31 protein-coding genes are annotated in these 25,361 nt (G+C 66.7%); 27 read left to right on the top strand and 4 right to left on the bottom strand.

Annotation, left to right across the window (positions count from 1 at the left end; translation table 11 throughout):
* The 11 genes from AC0KWY_RS00995 to AC0KWY_RS00945 all read left to right on the top strand — a co-directional run bounded on the left by AC0KWY_RS00995 (position 1) and on the right by AC0KWY_RS00945 (position 9,586).
* Positions 1-1,032: an ABC transporter substrate-binding protein gene (locus AC0KWY_RS00995; RefSeq protein WP_474027794.1), complete on the top strand. Its 1,032-nt coding sequence runs from the start codon at positions 1-3 to the stop codon at positions 1,030-1,032.
* 13 nt (positions 1,033-1,045) lie between these two features.
* Positions 1,046-1,669, top strand: coding sequence for a MotA/TolQ/ExbB proton channel family protein (locus AC0KWY_RS00990; RefSeq protein WP_474027793.1), 624 nt, complete (start codon positions 1,046-1,048; stop codon positions 1,667-1,669).
* Positions 1,666-2,091 carry an ExbD/TolR family protein gene (locus AC0KWY_RS00985; RefSeq protein WP_474027792.1) on the top strand — a complete coding sequence of 142 codons (426 nt, stop codon included), beginning with the start codon at positions 1,666-1,668 and terminating at the stop codon, positions 2,089-2,091. Before AC0KWY_RS00990 ends, AC0KWY_RS00985 begins: the two co-directional genes overlap by 4 nt.
* Positions 2,088-3,158, top strand: a complete 1,071-nt coding sequence (locus AC0KWY_RS00980; RefSeq protein ID WP_474027791.1) for a FecCD family ABC transporter permease — start codon at positions 2,088-2,090, stop codon at positions 3,156-3,158. Before AC0KWY_RS00985 ends, AC0KWY_RS00980 begins: the two co-directional genes overlap by 4 nt.
* A gap of 11 nt (positions 3,159-3,169) precedes the next feature.
* The gene (locus AC0KWY_RS00975; protein ID WP_474027790.1) at positions 3,170-3,964 is read left to right on the top strand and encodes an ABC transporter ATP-binding protein; all 795 of its coding nucleotides are present in this window, start codon (positions 3,170-3,172) and stop codon (positions 3,962-3,964) included.
* Positions 3,961-4,599 (top strand): energy transducer TonB, encoded by a 639-nt coding sequence (locus tag AC0KWY_RS00970; protein WP_474027789.1) that lies wholly within the window; start codon positions 3,961-3,963, stop codon positions 4,597-4,599. Before AC0KWY_RS00975 ends, AC0KWY_RS00970 begins: the two co-directional genes overlap by 4 nt.
* A 272-nt stretch (positions 4,600-4,871) precedes the next feature.
* A complete protein-coding gene (gene vnfD / locus AC0KWY_RS00965) occupies positions 4,872-6,299 on the top strand; it encodes a nitrogenase vanadium-iron protein, alpha chain (protein WP_474027788.1) in 1,428 nt (475 codons plus the stop codon).
* Complete coding sequence (gene vnfG, locus AC0KWY_RS00960; RefSeq protein WP_474027787.1) at positions 6,296-6,640, top strand: V-containing nitrogenase subunit delta; 345 nt, start codon at positions 6,296-6,298, stop codon at positions 6,638-6,640. Before vnfD ends, vnfG begins: the two co-directional genes overlap by 4 nt.
* A 25-nt stretch (positions 6,641-6,665) precedes the next feature.
* Positions 6,666-8,087, top strand: coding sequence for a V-containing nitrogenase subunit beta (vnfK, locus tag AC0KWY_RS00955; RefSeq protein WP_474027786.1), 1,422 nt, complete (start codon positions 6,666-6,668; stop codon positions 8,085-8,087).
* A gap of 102 nt (positions 8,088-8,189) precedes the next feature.
* On the top strand, positions 8,190-9,077 hold the full coding sequence (locus AC0KWY_RS00950) for a hypothetical protein (RefSeq protein ID WP_474027785.1): 888 nt from the start codon (positions 8,190-8,192) through the stop codon (positions 9,075-9,077).
* 23 nt (positions 9,078-9,100) lie between these two features.
* The gene (locus tag AC0KWY_RS00945) at positions 9,101-9,586 is read left to right on the top strand and encodes a NifB/NifX family molybdenum-iron cluster-binding protein (RefSeq protein ID WP_474027784.1); all 486 of its coding nucleotides are present in this window, start codon (positions 9,101-9,103) and stop codon (positions 9,584-9,586) included.
* A gap of 32 nt (positions 9,587-9,618) precedes the next feature.
* On the opposite strand, the gene modC is transcribed toward AC0KWY_RS00945, so the two are convergent.
* From modC to modA, 3 genes are read right to left on the bottom strand one after another with little or no spacing between them, the layout of a single operon-like run.
* Positions 9,619-10,686, bottom strand: a complete 1,068-nt coding sequence (modC, locus tag AC0KWY_RS00940; RefSeq protein WP_474027783.1) for a molybdenum ABC transporter ATP-binding protein — start codon at positions 10,684-10,686, stop codon at positions 9,619-9,621.
* A gap of 1 nt (position 10,687) precedes the next feature.
* Complete coding sequence (gene modB, locus AC0KWY_RS00935; protein ID WP_474027782.1) at positions 10,688-11,377, bottom strand: molybdate ABC transporter permease subunit; 690 nt, start codon at positions 11,375-11,377, stop codon at positions 10,688-10,690.
* A 22-nt stretch (positions 11,378-11,399) separates the two neighbouring features.
* Positions 11,400-12,170: a molybdate ABC transporter substrate-binding protein gene (modA, locus tag AC0KWY_RS00930; protein ID WP_474027781.1), complete on the bottom strand. Its 771-nt coding sequence runs from the start codon at positions 12,168-12,170 to the stop codon at positions 11,400-11,402.
* 330 nt (positions 12,171-12,500) lie between these two features.
* Here modA and AC0KWY_RS00925 point away from each other — a divergent pair, with 330 nt between their 5' ends.
* Positions 12,501-12,695, top strand: coding sequence for a Nif11-like leader peptide family natural product precursor (locus AC0KWY_RS00925; RefSeq protein WP_474027780.1), 195 nt, complete (start codon positions 12,501-12,503; stop codon positions 12,693-12,695).
* A gap of 27 nt (positions 12,696-12,722) precedes the next feature.
* Positions 12,723-13,082 carry a NifB/NifX family molybdenum-iron cluster-binding protein gene (locus AC0KWY_RS00920; RefSeq protein ID WP_474027779.1) on the top strand — a complete coding sequence of 120 codons (360 nt, stop codon included), beginning with the start codon at positions 12,723-12,725 and terminating at the stop codon, positions 13,080-13,082.
* A 57-nt stretch (positions 13,083-13,139) separates the two neighbouring features.
* Here AC0KWY_RS00920 and AC0KWY_RS00915 read toward each other — a convergent pair whose 3' ends face one another.
* The gene (locus AC0KWY_RS00915) at positions 13,140-14,102 is read right to left on the bottom strand and encodes a LysR family transcriptional regulator (RefSeq protein WP_474027778.1); all 963 of its coding nucleotides are present in this window, start codon (positions 14,100-14,102) and stop codon (positions 13,140-13,142) included.
* Between the two features lie 122 nt (positions 14,103-14,224).
* Between AC0KWY_RS00915 and AC0KWY_RS00910 the strand changes: the two genes are divergently transcribed.
* From AC0KWY_RS00910 to AC0KWY_RS00845, 14 genes are all read left to right on the top strand, one after another.
* Entirely contained in the window at positions 14,225-15,373 is a 1,149-nt protein-coding gene (locus tag AC0KWY_RS00910; RefSeq protein WP_474027777.1) for an iron-containing alcohol dehydrogenase, read from the top strand.
* A gap of 138 nt (positions 15,374-15,511) precedes the next feature.
* Complete coding sequence (locus tag AC0KWY_RS00905) at positions 15,512-15,970, top strand: acyl-CoA thioesterase (protein WP_474027776.1); 459 nt, start codon at positions 15,512-15,514, stop codon at positions 15,968-15,970.
* Positions 15,971-16,099: 129 nt separating this feature from the next.
* Positions 16,100-17,032, top strand: coding sequence for an MBL fold metallo-hydrolase (locus AC0KWY_RS00900; protein ID WP_474027775.1), 933 nt, complete (start codon positions 16,100-16,102; stop codon positions 17,030-17,032).
* A 104-nt stretch (positions 17,033-17,136) separates the two neighbouring features.
* Complete coding sequence (locus AC0KWY_RS00895) at positions 17,137-17,412, top strand: carboxymuconolactone decarboxylase family protein (protein ID WP_474027774.1); 276 nt, start codon at positions 17,137-17,139, stop codon at positions 17,410-17,412.
* Entirely contained in the window at positions 17,403-18,113 is a 711-nt protein-coding gene (locus AC0KWY_RS00890) for an RNA polymerase sigma factor (RefSeq protein ID WP_474027773.1), read from the top strand. Before AC0KWY_RS00895 ends, AC0KWY_RS00890 begins: the two co-directional genes overlap by 10 nt.
* A gap of 153 nt (positions 18,114-18,266) precedes the next feature.
* Positions 18,267-18,422 (top strand): hypothetical protein, encoded by a 156-nt coding sequence (locus tag AC0KWY_RS00885; protein ID WP_474027772.1) that lies wholly within the window; start codon positions 18,267-18,269, stop codon positions 18,420-18,422.
* 161 nt (positions 18,423-18,583) lie between these two features.
* The gene (locus tag AC0KWY_RS00880) at positions 18,584-18,760 is read left to right on the top strand and encodes a hypothetical protein (protein ID WP_474027771.1); all 177 of its coding nucleotides are present in this window, start codon (positions 18,584-18,586) and stop codon (positions 18,758-18,760) included.
* Positions 18,757-20,211, top strand: a complete 1,455-nt coding sequence (locus AC0KWY_RS00875) for a diguanylate cyclase domain-containing protein (RefSeq protein WP_474027770.1) — start codon at positions 18,757-18,759, stop codon at positions 20,209-20,211. Before AC0KWY_RS00880 ends, AC0KWY_RS00875 begins: the two co-directional genes overlap by 4 nt.
* A gap of 308 nt (positions 20,212-20,519) precedes the next feature.
* Positions 20,520-21,083 (top strand): cyclin-dependent kinase inhibitor 3 family protein, encoded by a 564-nt coding sequence (locus AC0KWY_RS00870; protein ID WP_474027769.1) that lies wholly within the window; start codon positions 20,520-20,522, stop codon positions 21,081-21,083.
* The gene (locus tag AC0KWY_RS00865) at positions 21,083-21,766 is read left to right on the top strand and encodes a hypothetical protein (protein WP_474027768.1); all 684 of its coding nucleotides are present in this window, start codon (positions 21,083-21,085) and stop codon (positions 21,764-21,766) included. Before AC0KWY_RS00870 ends, AC0KWY_RS00865 begins: the two co-directional genes overlap by 1 nt.
* Positions 21,767-22,268: 502 nt before the next feature.
* On the top strand, positions 22,269-23,069 hold the full coding sequence (hpaI, locus tag AC0KWY_RS00860; protein ID WP_474027767.1) for a 4-hydroxy-2-oxoheptanedioate aldolase: 801 nt from the start codon (positions 22,269-22,271) through the stop codon (positions 23,067-23,069).
* 64 nt (positions 23,070-23,133) lie between these two features.
* Positions 23,134-24,069 (top strand): catechol 2,3-dioxygenase, encoded by a 936-nt coding sequence (locus tag AC0KWY_RS00855; protein ID WP_474027766.1) that lies wholly within the window; start codon positions 23,134-23,136, stop codon positions 24,067-24,069.
* A gap of 78 nt (positions 24,070-24,147) precedes the next feature.
* Entirely contained in the window at positions 24,148-24,912 is a 765-nt protein-coding gene (locus AC0KWY_RS00850) for an SDR family NAD(P)-dependent oxidoreductase (protein WP_474027765.1), read from the top strand.
* A gap of 17 nt (positions 24,913-24,929) precedes the next feature.
* On the top strand, positions 24,930-25,361 hold the full coding sequence (locus AC0KWY_RS00845) for a tautomerase family protein (protein ID WP_474027764.1): 432 nt from the start codon (positions 24,930-24,932) through the stop codon (positions 25,359-25,361).

Here is a 25,361-nt window from a genome sequence, read left to right as displayed (position 1 = left end):
ATGAAACAAGCCCGCCCCATCCTCCTTCTCGTGCTCGCGCTGCTCGCCGCCGCGCCCGCCCACGCCGAACGCCTGGTCACCGACCTGGCCGGGCGCCAGGTCCGCATCCCCGACCAGGTCCGGCGCGTCTTCGCCGTCGGCCACTGCGTGCCGGCCGTCGCCGCGCTGGCGCCGGACAAGCTGGTCAACGGCAGCAAGCTGACGGACGCCGCGCGGCGCTTCCTTGGCCCGGCGTTGCAGGCGGAGAAGGCCACGCCGCTGGCCGGCAAGATGTATTCCGACGAGGAAATCCTGCGCCTGGCGCCCGACCTGGTGGTCATGGAAAGCGCCAGCGTCGAGCAGGCGAAACGCATGGAAGCCCGCCTGCACCTGCCGGTGGTCCTGATCGACCAGGACCTGAACCGCTTCAAGGAAAGCTTCGCCTTCCTCGGCCAGGTTCTCGGCAGCGAGGCGCAGGCGCAACGTCTCAACGACTTCATCGTCCGCCGCCTGGAACCGGTCGGCGCCGCGGCGCGCCGGCTGCCCGCCGAGCGGAAGATCCGCGTCTATTACGCCGAAGGTCCGGACGGCCTGGCGACCAACCCGGCCGGTTCCAGCCATACCCAGGTGCTCGACTTCGTCGGCGGCATCAACGTCGCCCAGGTCGACAAACTGCCCGGCGAGGCGAGCAACACGGTGAATCTCGAACAGCTCCACCTCTGGCAGCCCGAGCTGATCCTGGTGTGGACGCCGGCGGCCGACCGCCTGACCACCTGGCACGCCATCATGGACAGCCCGCTGTGGCGCAAGCTCAAGGCGGTGCAGGAAAAACGCGTGCTGCAGATTCCCTGGCTGCCGTACAGCTGGTTCGACCGCCCGCCCGGCAGCAACCGCATCCTCGGCGTCTTCTGGCTGGCCAAGCGGCTCTATCCGGATTACTACGACTTCGACCTGGTCGCCGTCACCCGGGAGTATTTCCGCCTCTTCTACCACCGCGAACTGAACCCGGCCGAAGTGCGCGAGCTGCTCGCGCTGGCCGACCCGCAAAGCTGACCGGAGGCGCGCCATGCTCGACGATTCCCTGCCCGCGCTGCTGGCCAGCGCCACCCCGGTGGTCAAGGGGGTACTGTTCGTGCTGATCGCCGCTTCCGTGCTGGGCTGGGCGATCATCGTGGAGAAGGCCTGGCTGGTCTGGCGCCTGCGCCGCCAGGCGAAGCGCCTGGAAGGCGCCGGCGGCCCGCCGACGCCGGGACTGGCCGCCGACCTGCGCGCCACGGCGCAGGCCGAAGCCGGCCGCGCCCTGTCCGGCGAAGCGCCGGCGCAGCGCCGCGAACGCATCGAGCGGGCCCTGCGCGAGGATCTGGCGGCGGCGATGATGTACGCCGAACAACGCCTGAACCACCTGGCGACGATCGGTTCGGCGGCCCCCTTCGTCGGCCTGTTCGGTACCGTGTGGGGCATCATGCACGCCTTCACCGGCATCGCCAGCCGCCAGGACAACAGCCTGGCCGCCGTCGCCCCGGGCATCGCCGAGGCTTTGGCGGCCACCGCCATCGGCCTGCTGGCGGCGATCCCGGCGGCGATCGCCTACAACAAGCTGGCCGGCGACCTGGCCCTGCTCTCGCGCCGCCTGCACCTGGCGGCGTCGCGCCTGGCCGGGCGCCTGACGCTGCCGGAGGAAAAATCATGATGCCGCTGGACCACGTTGGCGACGGCTTGCGGCCAGTCGCCGAAATCAACGTCACGCCCTTCATCGACGTCGTTCTCGTGCTGCTGATCGTCTTCATGATCGCGGCGCCGCTGGCGATGGCCGAGGTGCCGCTCAAGCTGCCGCGCAGCGACGCCCGCCCGGCGCGCCAACCGGCGACGCCGGTGGTGGTCAGCCTGACCGGCGACGGCCGCCTCTTCCTCGACGCCGAGGAAATCGCCGCCGACGCCATCGGCGAGCGCGTCGGCCAACTACTGGCGGGCGACCCGGAACGCCTGTTCCAGGTGCGCGCCAACCAGGGCATCGCCTACGGCGAAGTGGTCGCCCTGCTCGGCCGCCTCGGCCAGGCTGGCGTCAGCCGGCTGGCGTTGCTCAGCCAGCCGGCGGCAGGAGCGCGGCCATGAACCCGGGCAGCGCTTCGTCCGCCCTGCCGCTGGCCGCTGCCGACGACGAACGCCGCCCCAGCTTCCGTCGTCAGCTCGGCGGACTGCTGGTGCTGCTGCTCGCCGTCGCCCTGATCTCCTTCGCCGTCGGCCGCTACCCGGTGACGCCGGGAACGGTGATCGGCGTACTCGCCGCCAGCGTTCTGCCGCTCACTGCCGACTGGCCGCCGGAGGTCGCCACCGTCGTCCTCGACATCCGCCTGCCGCGCATCCTCGCCGCGCTGCTCGTCGGCGGCGCGCTGTCGATCGCCGGCGCCGCCTACCAGGGGCTGTTCCGCAACCCCATGGTGTCGCCCGGCATCCTCGGCGTCTCGGCCGGCGCCAGCCTCGGCGCCGCCGTCGCCATCCTGCTCGGCTGGAGCATGGCGGGCATCCAGGCCGGCGCCTTCGCCAGCGGCCTGCTGGCGGTCGGCATCACCTGGGCGATCGGCGCCAGCTTCGCCCGCCGCGGCGACCCGGTGTTGCTCATGGTGCTGGCCGGCATCATCGTCGGCACGCTGTTCACCGCCTTCGTCTCGCTGACCAAGTTCGTCGCCGACCCCAACAACACGCTGCCGACCATCACCTTCTGGCTGATGGGCAGCCTCGCCTCGGTCACCACCGACGACCTGGCGCTGGCCGCGCTGCCGGTGCTCGGCGGCATGCTCCTGCTGCTGGCCATGGGCTGGACCCTGAACGTGCTCAGTTTCGGCGACGAGGAAGCGCGCGCCCTCGGCCTGGCGACCGGCCGCCTGCGCTTCCTGGTGATCGTCGGCGCTACGCTGGTCACCGCCGGCGCCGTGGCGATCAGCGGCATCATCGGCCTGGTCGGCCTGATCGTCCCGCACGTCGCGCGGTTGCTGGTCGGCCCCGACCACCGCCGCCTGCTACCGGTCTCGGCGCTGCTCGGCGCCACCTTCCTGCTCGCCGTCGACGACCTGGCACGCGCCCTGTTCGCGGTCGAGATTCCGCTCGGCATCGTCACTTCGGTGATCGGCGCCCCCTTCTTCCTCTACCTGCTGCAACGCAGCCGGCAGGCCTGGCACTGAGAAAGGCGAAGATGCTCGAAATCGACCGACTGCATTGTGGCTACGGCCGGCGCACCGTGCTCGCCGGCGTCTCCTTCACGCTCGCCGCCGGCGAACTGCTGTGCCTGCTCGGCCCCAACGGCGTCGGCAAGACGACGCTGTTCAAGACCCTGCTCGGCTTCCTGCCGGCGCTCGGCGGCGAGGTCCGCATCGCTGGCAGCAACGTCGCCGGCTGGTCGCGCCGGCAGTTCGCCCGCCGCGTCGCCTACGTGCCGCAGGCGCACACGCCGCCGTTCCCGTTCGCCGTCGCCGACGTCGTCGCCATGGGCCGCGTCGCCCACCTCGGCAGCTTCGCCGCGCCCGGCCCGGGCGACCGGCGGATCGCCGCGGCGGCGCTCGAACGGCTGGGCATCGCCCATCTCGCCGACGCCGCCTGTACCGAGATCAGCGGCGGCGAACGCCAGCTCGCGCTGATCGCCCGCGCACTGGCGCAGGAGGCGCCGATCCTGGTCATGGACGAACCGACCGCCAACCTCGATTACGGCAACCAGACCCGGGTCATGGCGCAGGTCCGCGACCTCGTCCGGCACGGCGAACGCGCCGTGCTGCTCACCACCCACCATCCCGATCACGCGCTGCTGCACGCGACGCGCGCGCTCTTGCTGGACCGGCACGGCGCTTGCACGATCGGCCCGCCGGCCGAGGTGATCAACGAGGACTACCTGCACCGGACCTACGGCATTGCCGCCGAAATCCACGAAATCGTCCGCCGCAACGGGCAGCCCGCCCGCCTCTGCGTACCCGGCGCGGCGCTGGCCACGCCATGAAGGCGGCGGCATCGCCTTTCGGCCGCCTGCTGCTGGCCTCGTCGCTGGCGCATGGCATCCTCCTCGCCTGGCCTGGCGCCGCCCCGCCCGGCACCCCGCCGCCAGCGCCGGCGATCGAGGTGGCGCTGGGCGTGGCACCGACCGCCAGCCCCCCGGCGACGCCGGCCCGCCGCGTCGCACCTACGGCAAAGCGCCTGCCAACGGCGGCAAAACCGCCGCCGCTGGCCGCGGCCGACGCGCTGGCGCCCACCGAACCGCCTGCAGAAACCACCGGCGACAAGGCGCCGACAGCGCCCGCCAGCGGCGACAGCGCCGCCCCGCAGGCCGCCGCCGCGACCCCGTCTGCCGGCGCCACACCGTCGCCGGACCAGTTGCCGTATGCGCGCTACGCACCGCGCCCGCCCTATCCGGAAACGGCACGCCAGCAGGCGCGCCAGGGCAAGGTCCGGGTCCGCGTGCTGATCGCCGCCGACGGCACGGTGTCCACGCTTAGCCTGGCCACCAGCTCGGGCGACGCAAGCCTTGACCGCGCCGCGCTGGAAACCCTGCCGCGCTGGCGTTTCTCGCCCGCCCTGCGCGACGGCGAGGCGGTCAGCGCCTGGGTCGTCGTTCCCGTCGTCTTCAACCTGCGTTGAGCCGGGCACGGCGCGTACGCGCCTGAACACCCAAGAACACTTCACCCAGGAAAGTACGCGGGCGAACCGGCGGCCGCCTGGCGAAGCCGTCGCCGCTCTCGCGCAAAATCGAGAAAACCCGGAAAAATCGCTGATTTTCAATGACTTGCAAAACAGCAAGGCGCCAAAAAATGGCTTGGCACGCTCCCTGCTGAACAGGTTTGCCGACGAATCAAAGCACTGGCAGCCAACCCTGATCCCCGCAAGGGGTTCCTTCTGCAAGGAGAACGAAAATGCCCATGGTCCTTTTGAAGTGCGACAAGGACATTCCGGAGCGCGAGAAGCACATCTACCTCAAAGCGCCCAACGAGGATACCCGCGAGTTCCTCCCCATCGCCAACGCCGCCACCATTCCCGGCACCCTGTCCGAACGCGGCTGCGCCTTCTGCGGCGCCAAGCTGGTGATCGGCGGCGTGCTCAAGGACACCATCCAGATGATCCACGGCCCGCTCGGCTGCGCCTACGACACCTGGCACACCAAGCGCTACCCGACCGACAACGGCCACTTCAACATGAAGTACGTGTGGTCAACCGACATGAAGGAATCGCATGTCGTGTTCGGTGGTGAAAAGCGCCTGGAACAGAGCATCAACGAAGCCTTCGACGAGATGCCCGAGATCAAGCGCATGATCGTCTATACCACCTGCCCGACGGCGCTGATCGGCGACGACATCAAGGCGGTGACCAAGAAGGTGATGAGCGAGCGTCCCGACGTCGATATCTTCACCGTCGAATGCCCGGGCTTCGCCGGCGTCTCGCAGTCGAAGGGCCACCACGTGCTCAACATCGGCTGGATCAACGAGAAGGTCAACACGCTGGAGAAGGAGATCACCAGCGAATACACGATCAACTTCATCGGCGACTTCAACATCCAGGGCGACACCCAGTTGCTGCAAACCTACTGGGACAAGCTCGGCATCCAGGTCGTCGCCCACTTCACCGGCAACGGCACCTACGACGACCTGCGCTGCATGCACCAGGCCAAGCTGAACGTGGTGAACTGCGCCCGTTCCTCCGGCTACATCGCCAACGAACTGAAGAAGCGCTACGGCATCCCGCGCTTGGACATCGACTCCTGGGGCTTCAACTACATGGCCGAAGGCATCCGCAAAATCTGCGCCTTCTTCGGCATCGAAGAGAAGGGCGAAGCCCTGATCGCCGAGGAAGAAGCGAAGTGGAAGCCGAAGCTCGACTGGTACAAGGAACGCCTGCAGGGCAAGAAGATGGCGATCTGGACCGGCGGCCCGCGCCTCTGGCACTGGACCAAGTCGGTCGAGGACGACCTCGGCGTGCACGTCGTCGCCATGTCCTCCAAGTTCGGCCATGAAGAAGACTTCGAGAAGGTCATCGCGCGCGGCCAGGAAGGCACCTACTACATCGACGACGGCAACGAGCTGGAGTTCTTCGAGATCATCGACCTGGTCAAGCCGGACGTCATCTTCACCGGCCCGCGCGTCGGCGAACTGGTGAAGAAGCTGCACATTCCCTACGTCAATGGCCACGCCTACCACAACGGCCCGTACATGGGCTTCGAAGGTTTCGTCAATCTCGCCCGCGACATGTACAACGCGGTCTACAACCCCCTCCGCCACCTGGCCGCGGTCGATATCCGCGACGCCAACCCCTACCAGGTGCCGGAACGCATCCGGGAGGCCGCATGATGCTCGAAGACAAACTCGACGACCTGTACGACTACGTCCAGGAACGCTGCCTGTGGCAGTTCTTTTCCCGCACCTGGGACCGTCAGGAAAACATCGACGGCGTCCTCGGCCAGGTGGAAACCCTGCTCACCGGCGGCCAGCCGGCGCGGACGACGCCGCTGGAAAAGCTCTTCTACTCCGACGCGGTGATCGTGGTGCGTGATTTCAGGGCGCGTTTCCCCTGGATCAACAGCAGCACCAAAGCCGAGGTCAAGCAACTGATGGACGGTCTCAAGGCCCGCCTGGTGGAAACGGTGATCACCAAATCCACCAACCGCGAACTGAATCACCACCTGTATTGATCGTCCGCCGAGAAAAGGAAAAATCATGACTACCTGTGACATTGCCGCGCAGAAGCCGGCCGAGGTCAAGCTGGTACCGCGCGAGCGGGCCGGCATCATCAACCCGATGTACGACTGTCAGCCGGCCGGCGCGCAGTATGCCGGCATCGGCGTCAAGGACTGCATCCCGCTGGTGCACGGCGGCCAGGGCTGCACGATGTTCGTCCGCCTGCTCTTCGCCCAGCACTTCAAGGAAAACTTCGACGTCGCGTCAACCTCGCTGCACGAGGATTCAGCCGTCTTCGGCGGTGCCAAGCGGGTCGAGGAAGGGGTGCTGGTGCTTGCCCGGCGCTATCCCGAGCTGCGCCTGATCCCGATCATCACCACCTGCTCGACCGAAGTCATCGGCGACGACATCGAAGGCTGCATCCGCAACTGCCAGAAGGCGCTCAAGGAAGAATTCCCGGACCGCGAAATCTTCCTCGCCCCGGTCCATACGCCGAGCTTCAAGGGCAGCCACGTCACCGGCTACGCCGAGTGCATGAAGTCTATGGTCAAGACGGTGGCCACCACCAAGGTCGCGCCGACCGGCAAGCTCAACGTCTTCCCGGGCTGGGTCAATCCGGGCGATGTCGTGCTGCTCAAGCACTACCTGAACGAGATGGGCGTCCCGCACCACATCTTCATGGACACCGAGGACTTCGACTCGCCGATGCTGCCGACCAAGGACATCGAAACGCACGGCCTGACGACGATCGAGGACATCCAGGAGAGCACCGGGGCGATCGGCTCGCTGTCGCTGGCCCGCTACGAGAGCTACTCGACCAGCAAGTACCTGAAGGACGAGTTCGAGGTTCCCGATCATCAGCTCGACACGCCTTACGGCATCGCCAACACCGACGCCATGCTGCGCAAGATCGTCAACATCACCGGCAAGCCGATTCCCGACTCGCTGGTCAAGGAACGCGGCATCGCCCTCGACGCGCTGGCCGACCTCGCCCATATGTTCTTCGCCAACAAGAAGGTTGCCATCTTCGGTCACCCCGACCTTGTCCTCGGCCTTGCCGAGTTCTGCCTCGAAGTCGAGCTGGAACCCGTGCTGCTGCTGATCGGCGACGATCAGGGCAGCAAGTACAAGAAGGACCCGCGGATCAAGACCTTGATGGAGAAGGCGCACTTCGACATGGAGATCGTCCATAACGCCGACCTCTGGGAACTGGAGAAACGGATCAAGGACGGCCTCAAGCTCGACCTCATCATGGGCCATTCCAAGGGGCGTTACGTCGCCATCGACGCCAACATCCCGATGGTTCGCGTCGGCTTCCCGACCTTCGACCGCGCCGGCCTCTACCGCAAGCCGACGATGGGTTACCGGGGGGCGATGGAACTGGGCGAGGCGATCGCCAACGCGATGTTCGCGCACATGGAATACACCCGAAACAAGGAGTGGATCCTGAACACGTGGTAAGCGGACAGCCTCCGGGCTGCCGTCCGCTTCCCGCGGACGGCAGCCACCGCCTTCCTTCGACAACCGCCGGGCACGCGCCCGGCGCCAGCCCAGGCGCATCCCATGCATACGCACCTCACCGCTTTCGCGGCGCTCGCCGGACAAGGCTTGCCGCGCACCGAATACCGGCAGATCGAGCTGTATTCCAAGAAGCGCAAGCTGGAATTCCTGCCGCCGCCGGCAACGACTGACGATCCGCTGCCGCAGTTGACGCTGGCCCGCCTCGCCGGGCAATGCCTGGACGAGCATTTCGCTGCCGCCGATCCCCTGCTGCAGGAAGGCAAGGGAAGCTGGCAGCGCTACCTCGACCTGCCCCGGCGCCACACCGGCGAGCGCGTCGTCGCCGAGCTTTACCGCATCCTGCGCATCATCCGCATCGCCAGCCTGCACGCCGACGCCCACCGCGAATGGCGCGAGGGCCAATACCGGCTGGCCTGCAATTTCAAGCGCTGCGCGCTGTCGCTGCACATCACCCCAGCCGGCCTGGAAATCCTGGTCGGCGCCGTCGCCTGCTATCTCGACAGCCGACGCCAGCCCTACCCCGACGCCTACGTCGAGGCGCTGCTGCTGCAGTACTTCTTCGACCTGGTCGGCGAAATCCGCAAGTTCGCCGACGAGGACCGCGTCCTCTACCAGTTCCGCCAGAAATATCCCTACTTCAACCGGCATTTCCGCTACGACTGCGACAACCCGAAGTTCAGCCGCGACGAATCGCGGCTCGTGCTCGAGATCGGCAACGGACAACGCGACGCCGCCCGCTTCCCGATCGACTTCTATCTGTCGCTCGGCGACCACCTGCACATCGTTCCCGTCGAAGCCCTGCAGGAACGGACGATCGCCCTCGCCGACCTCGAAGCCTGGCGCATCCGCGCCGGCGGCAACGCGCTGCCCGCCGATTTCGCCCGTCGTTTCAGCCGCGAGGAAATGATCGTCGGCCTGCCGATGACCTGACCCCACCCCACCAGGAGCCCATCATGACCCAGCCCGGACACGTCAAGATCGCCATCACCACCAACGGCCTGACCAAGGTCGATGCCAATTTCATCAGCACGCGGCAGATCGTCATCTACGACATCGGCCCCGACAGCGCCGACTTTCTCGACTGCCTGCAGTTCAAGGGCGGCAAGGGTGGCGGCGGCGGCAAAGGCAAGGCCGGCGGCGGCTGCTGGATGGAAGAGATGGCCGCCGACGAAGCCGCCGGCGGCGAAGACCCGCTGAGCGCCCGCGTCGATGCGGTCAGCGGCTGCCAGATCCTGTTCACCAAGGCGCTGAGCGACCCGGCGGCGGTGCGCGTGTTCGAGCGCAAGGTTTTCCCGGTGAAGATGGAGTTGGCGCGCGACATCGACGAAGTCATCAGCAGCCTGCAGAGCATGATGAAGGCACCGCCGCTGTGGCTGCGCAAGGCGATGGGCCTGCACGTGCGCAACGCCGAATTCGACCTCGAAACGCAAGCGGTCTGAGTCAGCCCGCCCCCGGCCCGGCCGGGGGTGTCTCAGCCGAGCGCCACGCCCTTGATCAGCGCGTACAGCGACTGCCCGGGCTGCAGCTTCAGACGCCGCGCCGAATGGACCGAGATGCGCGAGAGCAGCACCTGCTCGCCGAGTTGCAGGCGCACCAGCAACTGGGCCGGAACCAAGCCAGGCTGCAGGTCGAGCAGCCTGACTGCCAGGCAGTTGAGGAAACTGGTGTCGGCCGGCGGCTGCAGCGCCAGGCCGACGTCGCGTGCCATGATCTTGAGTCGCAGGCGGCTGCCTGCCGCCAGCGGCTGACGCGCCATCAGCAGCCGCTGGCCGGCGAGCGACAGCTCCATCAGTCCGTCGCCGGCATCGTCCCGGAGCAGCTCGCCATGTAGCATGGCCGAGGCGGCCTCGGTGCGGACGAAGGGCAATTCACGGTTGATCAGCAGTTCCTGCAACCCGCCCTGGGCGATCACCTCGCCGTTGTCGATCAGCACCATGTGGTCGGCGAGGCGGATCACTTCGTCGATCGAATGGCTGACGTAGATGATCGGGATCGCCAGTTCGTCGCGCAGCCGTTCGAGGAAAGGCAGGATTTCCTCCTTGCTGGCGGCGTCGAGCGAAGCCAGCGGTTCGTCCATCAGCAGGAGGCGCGGACTGGTCAGCAGCGCCCGGCCGAGCGCGACGCGCTGCCGCTGGCCGCCGGAAATCTCGTCGGGATAACGGTCGAGCAGCGTCTGCAGGCTGAGCAGGCGGACCACTTCTTCGACGTGGATGCGGCGCTCGGCCGCCGGGACGCGCCGGTAGCCGTAGCTCAGGTTCTGGTGCACCCGCAGATGGGGAAAGAGGCTCGCTTCCTGGAAGACGTAGCCGATCGGCCGTTGCCAGGTCGGCCGGTTGTAGCGACCTTGCTGCCAGACTTCGCCCTTGAAGCGCAGGAAGCCGCCCGGCTGCCGCTTGAGCCCGGCAATGCAGCGCAGCAGCGTGGTCTTGCCGGAGCCGGAGCGGCCGAACAGGGCGCTCACGCCCTGGCTGGGCAGGGTCAGACTGGCGCGCAGGATGAAACTGCCGCGATCCACCGTGAAGTCGAGTTCGAGGCTCATCTCAGGCGGCTCCGACAACCTTGAAGCGGCGGTTGAGCGCGAAGATCAGCAGCAGCATGGCGAAGGAAGAGATCACCAGGACCGCCGACAGGGCATGGGCGCCGCCGTAGTTCATCGCCTCGACGTGGTCGTAGATGGCGATCGAGGCGACCTTGGTGGCGCCGGGAATGCTGCCGCCGATCATCAGGATCATGCCGAATTCGCCGAAGGCGTGGGCGAAGGAGAGCACGAAGGCGGTCAGGAAGCCGCGCCGCGCCAGGGGAACGATGACCGTGAAGAAGCGGTCGAGGGGCGACGCGCGCAGCGTGTTGGCGACCTCGGAGACGCGGATGCCGGTGGCGGCAAAGGCGTTCTGCAACGGCTGCACGACGAAGGGCAGCGAGAAGAACATCGAACCGACGACGATGCCGGTGAAGGTGAAGGCCAGGTGGTGGAAGCCGAGCGCTTCGAGCAGGCCGCCGACCCAGCCGCGCGGGCCGAGCAGGACGAGCAGGTAGAAGCCCATCACCGTCGGCGGCATCACCAGCGGCAGCGCGACCAGGGTCTCGACCAGCAACTTGAGTCGCGACTTGCTCCGGGCGAGCCACCAGGCGAGCGGCGTCGCCAGCAGCAGCAACAGGATGGTGCCGACTGCCGCCAGCTTGAAGGTGATCCAGAAGGCGACCAGGTCGCTGTCGCTGAGACCGAACATGGGAAACTCCGCCGCGCCGCGCTTACTTACCGGGCACGCTGTAGCCGGCCGCCTTGATCACCCGGGTCGCTTCCGGGCCCTTGATCCAGGCCATGAACGCCTGGGCCAGCGCCGGCTCCCGGGTCGATTTGACGATCAGTGCCTGCTGCACGATCGGCGCGTAGCTGGCGGACGGCGGAAACCAGGACGAACCGGGAATCGAACCGTCCTTCTGGATGACCTGGGAGAGCGCGACGAAACCGAGGTCGGCGGCGCCGGAAGCGGTCTGGCTATAAACCTGGCCGACGCTGTTGGGCTGGACGATGCGCTGCTCGGCCTTGTACTTGTCGAGCACGCCGGCCTTCTGCATGACCTGGTGGGCGGCGAAACCATAGGGGGCGATCTCCGGGTTGGAGACGGCGATATGGCGCCATAGCTGATCCTGACGCAGGATTTCCCCCTGGTCGTCGACCAGGCCGGGTTTCGCCGACCACAGGACGAGCACGCCGACCGCGTAGTCGAAGCGCGAACCGGGCAGCGCCAGGCCATCCTTGAGGTCGAGGGTTTCCGGATTCCGGACGTCGGCGGAGAACCAGACGTCGTAGGGGGCGCCATTGACGATCTGGGCGTAGGCCGGACCGGCGGAAACCCCGCTCAGGGTGATCGTGTGCCCGGTCTTTTCCTCGAACATCCGCGACAGGGTCTGCAGGGTTCCCTGGAAATTCGTGGCAACCACCACCTTCAATTCCCCGGCCTGGACCGACGCGCTACAGAGCAGGGCACACAGCAGGGTGGCAAACAGTTTTTTCTTCATGGCGACAACTCCTCGGATGGACAGACAGACCAGTGTTCCGCCAGCCTCGGCGCAAGGCGCATGCCATCGCCCACGGGCGTACCGCCGGGTACGAAGCCGGCATTTCGCACGCCTTCGTCGGCCGAACGGCGGGTGCCGGCCGGCTCGGCGCCCGGCGCCCTGTCCCGATCCGTAGTTTTGGCAACGCAAACGTACCAAACCGAACAAGACCAGCGGCGCAAACCCGGACTGCCACGTCGCTCCCGACATGGCACGCATTTCGCTGCGCACGGCAGGCGGGCGCCGCGCCGGTGCCCATCGAATCAACCCTCAGCCCAGGAGCCAAACACCATGTCCGTGGAATCCGCAATCGACTACATCAAACGCATGCGCAGCGACGATGCCTTCCGCCAGACCGTCAACGGATTCGACGGCAGCGATGCCGGCTGGGAATTCCTGAAGCAGGAAGGCTACGCATTCACGATGGAAGAATTCCGCAAGGGCCAGGACGCCATCTACGCCGAATACGGCATCACCCCGATGTAAGCCGCCTCCCCTACCCGAAAGCCAACCATGAGCACTTCCCCCTCCCCGCTTCGCGTCGCCGTCGCCACCAAGAACCAGAGCCAGATCGACCTGCACTTCGGTCACGCCGACGAATTCAGCATCTACCTCATCGATCAAGGCCAACCCGTGTTTTCGGAAAAACGCCTGGTCGAGCACTACTGCCAGGGCGGCCACGGCGACGAGGACAAGCGCGAGGTCATCCTGCGCGCCCTCGCCGATTGCCGCGCGCTGTTCGCCGCCCGCATCGGCGACGGCCCGAAATCGCGCCTGGCGGATGCCGGGATCGAACCGGTAGACGACTATCCCTATGGCGCGATCGAGGAATCGATCAGCTTGTGGCTGGATTCCCGTGTCGATCCCGCGTAGGACCGATGCCCCAGCTCGCCGCCAGGACGCCGGCACCGCCGGCAAGACCTTCGCCCATCAAGCCGGCGTTGCTGCGCGGGCCTGCGCCGCTGCCAGCTCGGCGGCGGCGAGCACGAATTCGCGGCTGTCGCTGAGGCGCTCGACGGCGAGGTCGATGAAGCGGCGCACGCGTGCCGGCTGGGCGGTACGGCTGCCGTAATAGAGGTAAAGCTGGTAGTTGTCGGTCAGATGCTCGAGCAGCAAGGGCACCAGGCGGCCGGCGCGCAGGTGGGCGGCGGCGGTGGGTACGGCGAGCTGGCCGATGACCTCGCCGGCGAGCACGGCGCGCAGCTCGAAGGCCTCGTCGTTGGTACATAACGCCGGGCGCACCGGCTGCTCCTGCAGGTTGCCGTCGACGCGCACCAGCCAGGGAACGATGCGGCCATCGCTGGCGCGGCGGAAGGCGCTGCAGCGGTGGCCGTCGAGTTCGCCCAGCGATTGCGGCGCGCCGTAGCGCCGCAGGTAGCTCGGTGCGGCGCAGATGACCAATTGCATCGGAAACAGGCGACGGGCGATCAGCCCTTCGCCGGGCGGGCTGCCCAGGCGAAAACCGACATCGACGCGGTCGCGCACCCAGTCGCCGGGGCGGTCGTCGAGCTGCACGTCCGGCTGCACTTCCGGGTACAGCCGGCAATACTCGTCGAGCACCGGCCCGATCACCGCCTGCAGCACCGTGCGCGGGCCGACGATGCGCAGCGGCCCGTCCAGATCCTCGCGCGTCTGCCGCGCCGCCTGCAGTGCCTGGTGCACGCCGGCCAGCGAGGGCTGTACCGCCTCGAAGAAACGCTGCCCCTCCTCGGTCAGCGCCATGCTGCGCGTGGTGCGGTGGAAGAGGCGGACGCCCAGATACTGCTCCAGCTGGGCCAGCGCCTTGCTCGCCGCCTGCGGCGAAATCTGCTGCGCGGTCGCCGCCTTGCTCAGGCTGCCGAGTTCGACCGTACGCACGAAGGTGCTGATCGAACGCAGTTCGTTGATGGCCATCGCCGCCTCCATTTACATCATATGGTTGTAAATAATACAAGCGATTTGCCGCTAGTTTGCGGGCAGGGCAGCGCCTAAAGTTCGTCCATCGCTTCTTTCCACTTCTTCACCAAGGACAGCACATGCACAACTTCACTTTCCACAACCCGACCCGCATCGAATTCGGCACCGGCAGGGAAACCGAGATCGGCCGCCATCTCGCCGAGCACGGCAGCAGGAAGGTGCTGCTCTGCTACGGCAGCGAGCGCATCAAGCGCGACGGCCTGTTCGCCGTGGTCAGCAAGAGCCTCGCCGAACACGCCATCGCCTGCGTCGAAGTCGGCGGCATCGTCAGCAACCCGGTCATCTCCAAGGTCCGCGAAGCCATCGCCATCGCCCGCGCCGAGCAGGTCGACGCCATCCTCGCCGTCGGCGGCGGCTCCGTCCTCGACAGTTGCAAGGCCATCGCCGCCGGCGTCGTACACGGCGGCGATGTCTGGGAACTGTTCATCGGCCAGGCCAAAATCAACGGCGCCCTGCCCGTCTTCGACATCCTCACGCTGGCCGCCACCGGTAGCGAGATGAACGCCGGCGCCGTCGTCACCAACGAGGAAACCCGGGAGAAGTTCGCCATCTTCTCCAGTCACCTTTTCCCCAAGGTGTCGATCGTCAACCCGGCGCTGATGAAGACGGTCTCGCGCGATTACCTGGTCTATTCCGCCGCCGACGTCATCGCCCACTGCATCGAAGGCTATTTCACCGCCAGCGTGCAGCCGCGCTTCCAGTCGCGCCTGGTCGAGGCGATCATCAAGACGGTCATCGACAGCACCGGCATCCTCCTCGCCGACCCCGACGACTACGCCGCCCGCGCCGAATTCGCCTGGGCCGCGACGCAGGCGCTGAACGGCCTGACCTACGCCGGCACCACCGGCTACGGCTATCCCAACCACATGATCGAGCACTCGCTGTCGGCGCTGTTCAACGTGCCGCACGGTGCCGGCCTGTCGGTGGTGATGCCGGCCTGGATGCGCTGGTATCAAAGCCGCAACCCCGGCCAGTTCGAGCGCTTCGCCCGGGAAGTGTTCGGCGTCGACGGCGGCGAACAAGGCATCGCCGCGCTGGAAAAATGGTTCGACCAGATCGGCACGCCGACCCGCCTGAGCCAGCTCGGCATCGGCGCCGACGACCTGCCGGCGGTGGTCGACAACGCCTTGCGCAGCGCCGCCCACTTCGGCCTGGCCGAGCTGTACACCGCCGAGGTGATCGACGACATCCTGCGCCGCGCCCTGTAAGTCCGGCGCCCGGCACGGCGCAAGCCGCAGCCGAGGGGATGTGCGGCAACGCCCATCCCCCTTGCCATTGCAAACCGTCACAGCGCCCGGCATGCCGATCGCCTACACTGTCGCCCTGCCGCATTCGCCCCGCCCACCATGCCCAACACCGCCCTGCCCTGGGATCATCCGGGTCCCTTTGTTGCCACGCTGTCGCCATCCCGCGAGGACATCGACGGCCTCAACCACACCAACAACGCCGTCTATGTGCAATGGTGCGAGAAGGTCGCCTGGGCGCATTCCGCCTCGCTCGGCATGGACCTCGACGCCTACCGCCGGCTGAACCGCGCCATGGCCATCCGCCATGCCGACTACGACTACCTGCTGGCGAGCACCCTCGGCGACGAACTGGCCATCGGCACCTGGCTCACCGCCAGCGACGGCCGGCTCTCGCTGGTGCGCAGCTTCCAGATCGTCCGCCCGGCCGACGGCGCCACCATCCTGCGCGCGCACTGGAACCTGGTCTGCATCGAACTCGACAGCGGCCGCGCCCGGCGCATGCCGGCCGAGTTCTGCGACGCCTACCTCGGCGCCCTGGTCACCCCGCTGCCGGCCTGAAAAAATCACCTTTTTTGGGCGTCAACCGCAGGATTTTGCTGCGGCACCGTATCTCCCGCCAGGGAATCCCCGTCTCAATGGGCAGAGCGCCAACCGGCCCTCTGCCCATTATTTTCGACAGGAGTTCCCATGGCTGCCGCAGCAAATCATTCGCCCGCCCTCTTATCACCCCAGGCTGTCCTTGGTGCCGCCCCCCGCCGCACCCTGACCACCCTGTTCGGCAATACCCAGAAGCTCGATGGCGGCGCGATGTTCGGCAATGCGCCGCGCAGCCTGTGGCAGCGCTGGTTTCCCGCCGATGGACAGAACCGCATCCGGCTCGGTTGCCGTGCCCTGCTGGTCCAGGAGGCGGAACGCAACATCCTGGTCGAAGCCGGCATCGGCGCATTTTTCGACCCGCAGATGAAGGAACGCTATGGCGTCGAGGAAAACGGGCATGTCCTGCTTGAGCGCCTGGCCGAATTGGGGCTGGGCGATGCCGACATCGACGTGGTGGTGCTCACCCACCTGCACTTCGACCATGCCGGCGGCTTGCTGGCGCCCTGGTCTGCCGGCCAGCCGCCGCACCTGCTCTTCCCCAAGGCCCGCTTCGTCACCGGCCTGCGCCAATGGCTGCGCGCCCGCCAGCCGCATGTGCGCGACCGTGCCTCCTACATTCCCGCCCTGCTCGATCTGCTCGAAGCCAGCGGCCGCCTGGAACTGATCGAGGACGGCGGCGACTCGGCCGTGCTCGGTGACGGCTGGCGCTTTCATTTCAGCGAGGGACACACGCCGGGGCAACTGCTGCCGGAAGTCGCGATGCCCGACGGCCCGGAGCTCTTTGGCGGCGACCTGATTCCCGGCGCGGCCTGGGTACATCTGCCCATCACCATGGGTTACGACCGCTGCGCCGAAAGTCTGATCGACGAAAAGACCCGCCTGCTGCACGACCTGCTGGCGCGCAACGGACGGCTGGTATTCACCCACGATCCGCACATCGGCATCGGCCGCCTCAGCCGCGACGACAAGGGCCGCTTCGGCCTTGGCGACAGCAGCCAGGAAGCCGTGGCCCTGGCCGCCTGAGGCCGGCGGCAAAAAAAAGTGTATCTACCGGGACGCCGCTTGCGTCCAAGACACAGGGAGGCAGAAAAGTCTGCTCCCGCAAACCTACAAGGAAAGGAAGTCACATGGAAACACTCAGCCTGCGTGAACGCGAACTGGTTGCCCTCGGCGCGGCCCTGGGCAGCAACTGCATCCCGTGCATCGAGCACCACATTCCCGAGGCCCGCCAGGCCGGTCTGAGCGACAGCCAGATCCGCGAAGCGGTGGAACTGGCCGACAAGGTGCGCCAGGTGCCGGCGCGCAATGTGCTGAAAACCGCGCAGCAGCAGCTTGCCAGCAGCAGCCTGCCGGAAGCCGCGCAGTGCGTCGATCTGGGCAAGCACAGCGCGCAGTGCTGCTGAAGCAGCGGGCCAGCCTGGCCCTGCCCGGCAACACGGCGGTGGCTGCAAAGGCCACCGCCGGTTTGTGGCCCGGGCGGGAGTCAGTCATCATCGGCCTTTCTCAAGCCCATGCCGGCCAGCCCCCCCGACAAAGATCATCGATGAACACGACAAGCACGCTTGCGCTGGAGAATGCACTGGCCGACATGCGCCAGCCGGTTCTGCGCTATCTCCAGCGCTACACGGGCAACCACGCCCTGGCCGAAGACCTGCAACAGGAGACCCTGCTGCGCATCGCCCGCGGTTTTGCCGGCTTCGACGGCCGCGCCTCGCTGAAAACCTGGGCCTTCGCCATCGCCAACCGGGTGGCTGCCGACTACTTTCGCCAGCCGGAAAAGCAGAAACAGATCGTCGACCTGGACGAAGCCGACGAGATTCCCGATCCGGATCGGGACATCGGCCAGCGCCTGATCGAGGACGAAATGAACCAGTGCGTCCGCCAGGTCATCGACAGCCTGCCCGCCAACTACCGCGCCGCGCTCATCCTCTACGACCTCGAAGCCCTGTCCATCGAGCAGACTGCCGAAATCTGCCAGTGCTCAGTGGCCAACGCCAAAATCCGCCTGCACCGCGCCCGCCAGCGCCTGAAGGAAGCCCTGCAAAAGCAGTGCGCCTTTTACCGGGACGATGAAGGGGTGTATCGCTGCGACCGCAAGACTTAGCCGCCCCGGCCGCGGCAAAAAGTCGCTTTTTTTTGCGTTGACCGCAGGATTCCGTTTTTTTGCCCAAGCAGCCGGTTTTCGCCGCCCGGCTTGCCTCGACGGCGGCTTTCCCCGTGCAGTGCAGCGCGCATTGCCCAGCCACGGAGAGCAAGGATGTCCGGCCCCCGCTCCAGCCTGACCCATCCGCTAGAAATTGCCGAAACCGCCTTCACCCTGGTGCGCCGGCTGGATGCAGATTCTCATGGTCAGCGCCCGGGCGTCCTTGTCGATGTCGGGCGGGAATGGGGCGAAGGTCGAGCGTGGCGCTGACGGGAGAAGCCTGAGGAACATCGCCGGCATTTTTGGGAGGCATCCGGCAACTGGCTGTAAGGAAATGCTGTTTGCGGCTGATCGACTCGTTCAGGATGCCATTGCCGAAAAGGGGATGCTTTTCCTGAACAGCGCGATGGGAGAAAGTGATCGCTCAACACATGGCACTGGAAACCTCCGGCGAGGTCAACGACAATCCGGCCATCCGCTTTTCCGCCGTGAAACAAGCCGACAGGCACTTCGTCCATGCCGGAGTTCAGCTCTTCCCGGGAATGCCTTGCACCATGTCGAGTGACATGATTCGCGATTGCTGTTCCAGAAACGAGTATTTCCCATGACTTCAAACGTCCTCTGTCCGGACCGCCATCGCCTGATTCGCGCGTTGTTTGACCAATACATCGAGCTGTATGCCTCACGCGATGATCGGCTGACAACGCTGTTCAGCGAAAACTTCAGCGGTTACACGGGGGGCGGCAGCGTTCTCGTCACGGATCGAGACGAATGGGTAAGAATCACGCGCCAGGATTTTTCCGAAGTGCCAGGAAGTATCCGCATCGACATGCAGGACGTCGCCTTACAGGACTTGAGCGACCAGGTTGTTGCGGTGACGGCCTTCTTCAACATTCACCTGCCGGTTCCGGAGAACGTTCTCTCGCGGGAGGTAGCACGACTGGTTCTGATCTTCCGTCGGGAAGGCGAGGACTGGAAAATTGTTCACAGCGGCATCTCGATTCCCTATCACCTGGTGCAGGACGGTGAGGTCTATCCCCTCAACCGTTTGCGGGAACGCAACCGGGTACTCGAAGCCCTGGTCGAAGAGCGCACCCGCGAACTCAATGAACGGGAAGCGTTCTACCGGCTGCTCACCGAAGACACCATGGACGTGCTCTGGCGGGCCGATAGCCAGTTCTGCATTACCTACATCAGTCCTTCGGACGAGCGCTTTCGCGGCTACAAGGCGGAGGAGGTAATCGGGCACCATGTTTTCGAGCTGTTCAATGAAGAGGGTATCGCCATCGTTACCGAAGCCATGCGCAAGCGGCTGGAAAGCGAGCAGGACGGCAATCACCTGGGCTTCGTCAGCTTCGAAGCCCCCCATCGCTGCAAGGACGGCAGCGTGATCTGGGGAGAGGTTTTCTCGAAGGCCGTGCGCGATGAGGCTGGCGCGATTACCGGTTTTCACGGCGTCACCCGGGAGATCACCAAGCGCAAGCAGATGCAGGAGCAGGTTCAGCGCCTGGCGTTTTACGATGCGCTGACCCAGCTTCCCAACCGTCAGCTGCTTTACGACCGCTTGAGCCAGTCCCTGGCCGCCAGCAAGCGCAGCGGGCGCCATGGTGCCTTGATGTTTGTTGATCTGGATAATTTCAAGCCACTGAACGACCAATACGGGCATTTCGTCGGCGACCTGCTGCTGATCGAAGCGGCCAATCGATTAAATGGCTGTGTGCGCGAGATGGACACGGTGGCGCGCTTCGGCGGCGATGAGTTCGTGGTGATGCTGGGTGAGCTGGATGCGGACAATGCGAGATCCGTTACCCTGGCCAAGGTCGTCGCAGAAAAAATCCGCGTCAGGCTTTCCGCGATCTACCAATTGAATGTCGCACACGAAGGGATGCCCCAGAGCACCGTTGAACACCACTGTTCGGCAAGCATCGGTGCAGTCGTGTTTCTGGACCATCAAGCCAGCCCGGACGATATTCTGCGCTGGGCTGACAAGGCCATGTATCAGGCCAAGGCAGCGGGGCGTAATGCGGTCCGGTTTTATGGGGCAGAAGGCGAGGAATGAACGCTTGAACGCCTGTATCCTCGGTTTGCGCAACAAAGCCCTCAACAGCACCAGAATGAAGGAAAGCACACCGGGAAGGCGCCAAAGGGGAGGATTGGCGAATCCGTTTTGCGGCTTGCCGCCCCGCAGCCGGCCCGACGAGGCAAAATCGACCGAGCCCGGACAGGAAAATCACCCCTTTTCTGGCGTTGACCGCAGGATTTTGCCTTTCCCACCCAGGCAGCCGTTTGCTGCCGCCCGGCTTGCCTCGACGGCGGCTTTCCCCGTACAGTGCTGCGCGCACGCCCGCCCAGCCACGGAGACGAAGGATGTCCGGACCCCGCACCAGCCTGACCCACCCGCTGCAGATCGCCGAAGTGCGGTTCAGCCCGGCACACGGGCGGATCGGCATCACCTTCTGCCCGGGCAAGCAGGACAGCATGGCCAGCACCGGCGCCTGGGCGCGCGACCTCGGCACCGACCTTGACGCCATCGCCGCCTGGGGCGCGCAACTGGTACTGAGCCTGGTCGAATCGATCGAACTGCGCCAGCTCAAGGTGCCCGACCTCGGCGCCGAAGTCGAACGGCGCGGCATGCAGTGGCGGCACCTGCCGATCGCCGACTACTCGGTGCCGGGCAGGCGTTTCGAGGAAAGCTGGCTGCTTGAGGGCCGCCACATCCGCCAGATCCTGCGCGCCGGCGGCGACGTGGTGGTGCATTGCAAGGGCGGTCTCGGCCGCGCCGGGATGATCGCCGCCCGGCTGCTGGTCGAACTCGGCATGCCGCCGGAAGAGGCCATCGCCGCCGTCCGCCAGGCCCGCCACGGCGCCATCGAAACCCCCGGCCAGCTCGGCCTGGTGCGGCGCACCGTCGCGCTGACCGACGAGCAATGATGGAAGTCCTCGACAGCGCCAGCCTGCACCAGGTCGGCAGCCGCCTGGGCAGCAACCCGGCCGGCATCTTCGCGGATGAGCAGGGCCGGCGCTTCTACATCAAGTCGCTGGAATCGCCCGCCTACGCCCGCAACGAGCTGATTGCCGCCGGCCTCTACCAGCTGGCCGGCGCACCGACGCTGAACTACCTGCGCACCACACGGCCGAACGAAGTCGCTACCGAAATGGTGCACCTCGACAAGAAGAGCGTCGGCCACCTCAGCCCGGCAGAGCGCCGGCAGGCGCAACGCTGGTTCGGCGTGCATGCGTGGACCGCCAACTGGGACGCCGCCGGCTTCCAGGGCGACAACCAGGGCGTCGTCGGCGGCCGCGTGCTGACGCTGGACGTCGGCGGCGCCCTCGCCTACCGCGCCATGGGCCACCCGAAAGGCCGTGCCTTCGGCAGCACGGTCGGCGAACTCGACCGCCTGCGCCAGGATCCCGACAACCCATACGCCGTCCGGCTCTTCGGCGACATGGACGAGGCGGCCCTGGAAGCTGCCATCGGCATCGTCACCGCGATTCCCGCCGCCCTGATCCGCCAGGCCATCGCCGACCACGACGGCAGCCCGGCGCTGGCCGACCGGATGATCGCCCGCCAGGCGGACATGGCGTTGCGGCTGACGGGCGCATTGCCCGGATAAAGACCGGCCGGCAGAAGCATTGCCGCCCCTGAGCAGCGGCGGGAAGCGAGCCGAAAACCGCAAACGCCGGCGTTTTGCCCAAAAAACAGGCAAGCGAATTTTTTCGTTGCGGATCATTGGCATCGCTCGCTTGTCCCGAGCTTATCCACAGACTTGCCAAGCATTTCCGGGGATTGTCCAAGCGCCCGTAACGAGTGCGCGACCAGCGCGCACAGGAGAGCACGCGACTGCGGACAGCGACCCGGCCGCCATAAGCCCGGCGCTTCGGAAAGAGACATCCCCGGCGCCAGCTAGCGGGCGCTTTTCAAGCTGCAGAGAAAGCCCGCGCTCGAGTTTCGGCCGAAGCCCCCCCGAGTTGCGGGCAGGCCCGCCATACCCCAAGCGTATCGAACCCTGACAGCAACGGTATTGGACGGTATGTCACGCCTCACGTTTAATTGCTCGAACACCCCGCGCAAGACACTCCAGGGACACCGGGGCAATCAATTCAAGGCGAGTCGCAATGGACATTCCCCTCAACCAGTTCAAGCAGGCACTGCGCGCCGGACGCGAGCAGATCGGCCTGTGGCTTGGGCTGGGCGAAACCTTCAGCGCGGAAATCTGCGCCGGTGCCGGCTTCGACTGGTTGCTGATCGATGCCGAACACGGCCCCAACGACCTGCGCAGCATCCTCTCGCAACTGCAGGCGCTGGCGCCCTATCCGACGCAGGCGGTGGTCCGCCCGCCGCAGGGCGATCACGTGCTGATCAAGCAGTTGCTGGAAACCGGCGTGCAGACGCTGCTCATCCCGATGGTCGATACGGCGGAACAGGCACGCGGCCTGGTCGAGGCGATGCGCTATCCGCCGGCCGGCATCCGCGGCGTCGGTAGCGCGCTGGCCCGCGCCTCGCGCTGGGGGCGGATCGACAACTACGCGCAACTGGCCGACGCCCAGATGTGCCTGCTGGTGCAGGTCGAAACGCAGACCGGCTACCGCAACCTGGACGCCATCCTGGAAGTGGATGGGGTCGATGGCGTGTTCTTCGGCTCTGCCGACCTCGCCGCTTCCTACGGCTATCTCGGCCAGTCCACCCATCCGGAGATCGTCGCCGCGATCGAGGACGGCCTGCAGCGCACCCGCAGCGCCGGCAAGGCGGGGGGCGTGCTGTGCAGCGACCGCGCGCTGAACGAACGCTACCTGCAGGCGGGCGCCAACTTCGTCGCGGTCGGCGTCGACGCCCTGCTGCTCAGCGCGGCGACCTCGGCCCTGTGCCGGAGCTACAAACCCGAGGCGGCGGCGTCCGGCCCGCCCGGCGCGTACTGAATCAGAGAAACCAGGGAACAAGCCATCGCCGAATGGCCCATTTCACATACCGAGGAGGAAGACAATGGCAATGACAGGCGTTCTGCGCCCCGGACACGGGGCTATCCGGGTGCTCGACCTCGACGAGGCCGTGCATCACTACCGCGACATCATGGGACTGGTCGAAACCGGCCGCGACGCCCAGGGTCGCGTCTATCTGAAATGCTGGGACGAGCGCGACCACCACAGCGTCGTGCTGCGCCAGGCGGAGCGCGCCGGGATCGATTTCTTCGGCTTCAAGGTGCTCGACCAGGCGACGCTGGACAAGCTCGACGCCGACCTGCGCGCCTACGGCATCAACACCGAGCGCATCCCGGCCGGCGAAATGCTGGCCACCGGCGAACGGGTCCGCTTCGAGATTCCGTCCGGCCACCTGATCGAGTTGTACGCCGCCAAGCAGGCGGTCGGCAACGGCCTGCAGGTGCCGAACCCGGCGCCGTGGACCAAGGCCTCCGAGAACGGCATCGCCCCGGTGCGTCTCGACCACTGCCTGCTCTACGGACCGAACATCGCCGCCGTCCAGAAGCTGTTCACCGAAGTGCTCGGCTTCTACCTGGTCGAGCGCGTGCTGGCGCCGGACAACGAGAACAGTGCGGCGATCTGGCTGTCCTGCTCGCACAAGGTGCATGACATCGCCTTCGTCGAGCACCCGGAGCCGGGCAAGCTGCACCATCTGTCCTTCCTGCTCGACTCCTGGGAGGAGGTGCTGCGCGCCAGCGACATCCTGGCGATGAACGGCGTACCGCTCGACATCGGCCCGACCCGCCACGGCATCACCCGCGGCTGCACGATCTACGCCTGGGACCCGTCCGGCAACCGCTTCGAGACCTTCATGGGCGGCTACCAGCCCTACCCCGATTACGAACCGACGACCTGGACCTTCGACGGCCTGGGCGCCGGCGGCGGCCTCGATTACCCGCAGCGCAAGCTGCACGAGACCTTCCTCACCGTCGTCACCTGAGTTGCCGGCGGGCGGTCGAGAGCCCTCGACCGCCCTCAGCAAAAGCCGACTCCCGATCAATTCTCCCGGATGTGCATGATGAAACCTTATGCGGAACGCGCAGCCTGCGCCGTGCTGGTCGGCGCCACCGGCGCCTTCGGCACGGCGATCAGCCGGCGCCTGCTCGACACCGGCCTCGGCGTCATCGCCGTCGCCCGCTCAGCCGATAGCCTGCAGGCACTCGGCGCGCAACACCCCGGCATTCGCGCCTGCGCCGCCGACATCGGCGACGACTCGGCGATCGCCGCCATCGCCGCCGCCATCGACAAACCGGTGCGCATGCTCGTCCATGGCCCGGGCGTCGCCGTTGTCGGCGGCATCCTGAGCGCGCCGACGGCCTCGATGGTCGATGCCGTCAACATCAAGGTCGGCGGCCTGCTGCGCCTGGTCCGCGCCGCCGAAGACCACCTGGCGGCCGGTTCGCGCATCGTCGCCATCGGCGGCCACTACGGCCTGGAACCGACCGCCTACGCGGCGGCGGCCGGCGTCGCCAACGCCGCCATCCTCAACGTCGTCCGCCAGTTGAGCCTAGCCTACGGCCCGCGCGGCATCACCGCCCACACCATCGTCCCCGGCCCGGCCGACACCGACCGCCTGCGCCGCGTCGCCGCCAGCCGCGCCGAACAGCGCCAGTGCAGCACGGACGACGTGCTCGACGAAATGCGCGCCGAATCCTCGCTCGGCATCCTCAGCACGCCGGAACAGATCGCCTGGGCGGTCAGCCTGCTGCTCGCCCCGGAAGCCGACGCGATGACCGGTTCCTGCCTGATGCTCGACGCCGGCCGCCGGCGCGGGCTCCCCTGATCGTTACGGAGAAAAACATGCCCGTCGCCAACCTGCACGTCCTCGCCGGCCACCCACGCGACAAGCTCAAGCAGTGGGTCCGCGAAACCTCGAACGCCCTGGCGGAAATCCTCGCCGCGCCGCTCGACCGCCTGGAAGTCTGGGTCACCGAGATCGATCCTGATCTCTGGGGAATCTGCGGCGTCCCGGCGAGCGAGGCGCTGCAGCAGACCCCCCGCCACGACGCCGAGATGCCCTTCATCCGCATGGTCCTGATGGAGGGCCGGAGCGTCGCGCAACTGCACCGGGTGATCGCCGAACTGAACGCCATCACCGCCCGCCTGCTCGACGTCGATGCGCAGCGCATCCGCATCTACATCGCCCACGCCCACCCCGACCGCTGGGGCATCGGCGGCGTCCCCGCCAGCGTCCGCCGCGCCGCCGAACTGGCCGCCCGGCAGACGGGCTGA

Source organism: Azonexus sp. MM2026_4, assembly GCF_055901855.1.
Note: the sequence above shows the minus strand (reverse complement) of the source record. Positions and strands in the feature narration are given on the sequence as shown.

What these genes read in the sequence shown, in the direction of transcription:
- AC0KWY_RS00995 (WP_474027794.1), top strand. Translation starts at nt 1, where the DNA reads ATGAAACAAGCCCGCCCCATCCTCCTTCTCGTGCTCGCGCTGCTCGCC.
- AC0KWY_RS00990 (WP_474027793.1), top strand. Translation starts at nt 1,046, where the DNA reads ATGCTCGACGATTCCCTGCCCGCGCTGCTGGCCAGCGCCACCCCGGTG.
- AC0KWY_RS00985 (WP_474027792.1), top strand. Translation starts at nt 1,666, where the DNA reads ATGATGCCGCTGGACCACGTTGGCGACGGCTTGCGGCCAGTCGCCGAA.
- AC0KWY_RS00980 (WP_474027791.1), top strand. Translation starts at nt 2,088, where the DNA reads ATGAACCCGGGCAGCGCTTCGTCCGCCCTGCCGCTGGCCGCTGCCGAC.
- AC0KWY_RS00975 (WP_474027790.1), top strand. Translation starts at nt 3,170, where the DNA reads ATGCTCGAAATCGACCGACTGCATTGTGGCTACGGCCGGCGCACCGTG.
- AC0KWY_RS00970 (WP_474027789.1), top strand. Translation starts at nt 3,961, where the DNA reads ATGAAGGCGGCGGCATCGCCTTTCGGCCGCCTGCTGCTGGCCTCGTCG.
- vnfD (WP_474027788.1), top strand. Translation starts at nt 4,872, where the DNA reads ATGCCCATGGTCCTTTTGAAGTGCGACAAGGACATTCCGGAGCGCGAG.
- vnfG (WP_474027787.1), top strand. Translation starts at nt 6,296, where the DNA reads ATGATGCTCGAAGACAAACTCGACGACCTGTACGACTACGTCCAGGAA.
- vnfK (WP_474027786.1), top strand. Translation starts at nt 6,666, where the DNA reads ATGACTACCTGTGACATTGCCGCGCAGAAGCCGGCCGAGGTCAAGCTG.
- AC0KWY_RS00950 (WP_474027785.1), top strand. Translation starts at nt 8,190, where the DNA reads ATGCATACGCACCTCACCGCTTTCGCGGCGCTCGCCGGACAAGGCTTG.
- AC0KWY_RS00945 (WP_474027784.1), top strand. Translation starts at nt 9,101, where the DNA reads ATGACCCAGCCCGGACACGTCAAGATCGCCATCACCACCAACGGCCTG.
- modC (WP_474027783.1), bottom strand. Translation starts at nt 10,686, where the DNA reads ATGAGCCTCGAACTCGACTTCACGGTGGATCGCGGCAGTTTCATCCTG.
- modB (WP_474027782.1), bottom strand. Translation starts at nt 11,377, where the DNA reads ATGTTCGGTCTCAGCGACAGCGACCTGGTCGCCTTCTGGATCACCTTC.
- modA (WP_474027781.1), bottom strand. Translation starts at nt 12,170, where the DNA reads ATGAAGAAAAAACTGTTTGCCACCCTGCTGTGTGCCCTGCTCTGTAGC.
- AC0KWY_RS00925 (WP_474027780.1), top strand. Translation starts at nt 12,501, where the DNA reads ATGTCCGTGGAATCCGCAATCGACTACATCAAACGCATGCGCAGCGAC.
- AC0KWY_RS00920 (WP_474027779.1), top strand. Translation starts at nt 12,723, where the DNA reads ATGAGCACTTCCCCCTCCCCGCTTCGCGTCGCCGTCGCCACCAAGAAC.
- AC0KWY_RS00915 (WP_474027778.1), bottom strand. Translation starts at nt 14,102, where the DNA reads ATGGCCATCAACGAACTGCGTTCGATCAGCACCTTCGTGCGTACGGTC.
- AC0KWY_RS00910 (WP_474027777.1), top strand. Translation starts at nt 14,225, where the DNA reads ATGCACAACTTCACTTTCCACAACCCGACCCGCATCGAATTCGGCACC.
- AC0KWY_RS00905 (WP_474027776.1), top strand. Translation starts at nt 15,512, where the DNA reads ATGCCCAACACCGCCCTGCCCTGGGATCATCCGGGTCCCTTTGTTGCC.
- AC0KWY_RS00900 (WP_474027775.1), top strand. Translation starts at nt 16,100, where the DNA reads ATGGCTGCCGCAGCAAATCATTCGCCCGCCCTCTTATCACCCCAGGCT.
- AC0KWY_RS00895 (WP_474027774.1), top strand. Translation starts at nt 17,137, where the DNA reads ATGGAAACACTCAGCCTGCGTGAACGCGAACTGGTTGCCCTCGGCGCG.
- AC0KWY_RS00885 (WP_474027772.1), top strand. Translation starts at nt 18,267, where the DNA reads ATGTCCGGCCCCCGCTCCAGCCTGACCCATCCGCTAGAAATTGCCGAA.
- AC0KWY_RS00880 (WP_474027771.1), top strand. Translation starts at nt 18,584, where the DNA reads ATGGCACTGGAAACCTCCGGCGAGGTCAACGACAATCCGGCCATCCGC.
- AC0KWY_RS00875 (WP_474027770.1), top strand. Translation starts at nt 18,757, where the DNA reads ATGACTTCAAACGTCCTCTGTCCGGACCGCCATCGCCTGATTCGCGCG.
- AC0KWY_RS00870 (WP_474027769.1), top strand. Translation starts at nt 20,520, where the DNA reads ATGTCCGGACCCCGCACCAGCCTGACCCACCCGCTGCAGATCGCCGAA.
- AC0KWY_RS00865 (WP_474027768.1), top strand. Translation starts at nt 21,083, where the DNA reads ATGGAAGTCCTCGACAGCGCCAGCCTGCACCAGGTCGGCAGCCGCCTG.
- hpaI (WP_474027767.1), top strand. Translation starts at nt 22,269, where the DNA reads ATGGACATTCCCCTCAACCAGTTCAAGCAGGCACTGCGCGCCGGACGC.
- AC0KWY_RS00855 (WP_474027766.1), top strand. Translation starts at nt 23,134, where the DNA reads ATGGCAATGACAGGCGTTCTGCGCCCCGGACACGGGGCTATCCGGGTG.
- AC0KWY_RS00850 (WP_474027765.1), top strand. Translation starts at nt 24,148, where the DNA reads ATGAAACCTTATGCGGAACGCGCAGCCTGCGCCGTGCTGGTCGGCGCC.
- AC0KWY_RS00845 (WP_474027764.1), top strand. Translation starts at nt 24,930, where the DNA reads ATGCCCGTCGCCAACCTGCACGTCCTCGCCGGCCACCCACGCGACAAG.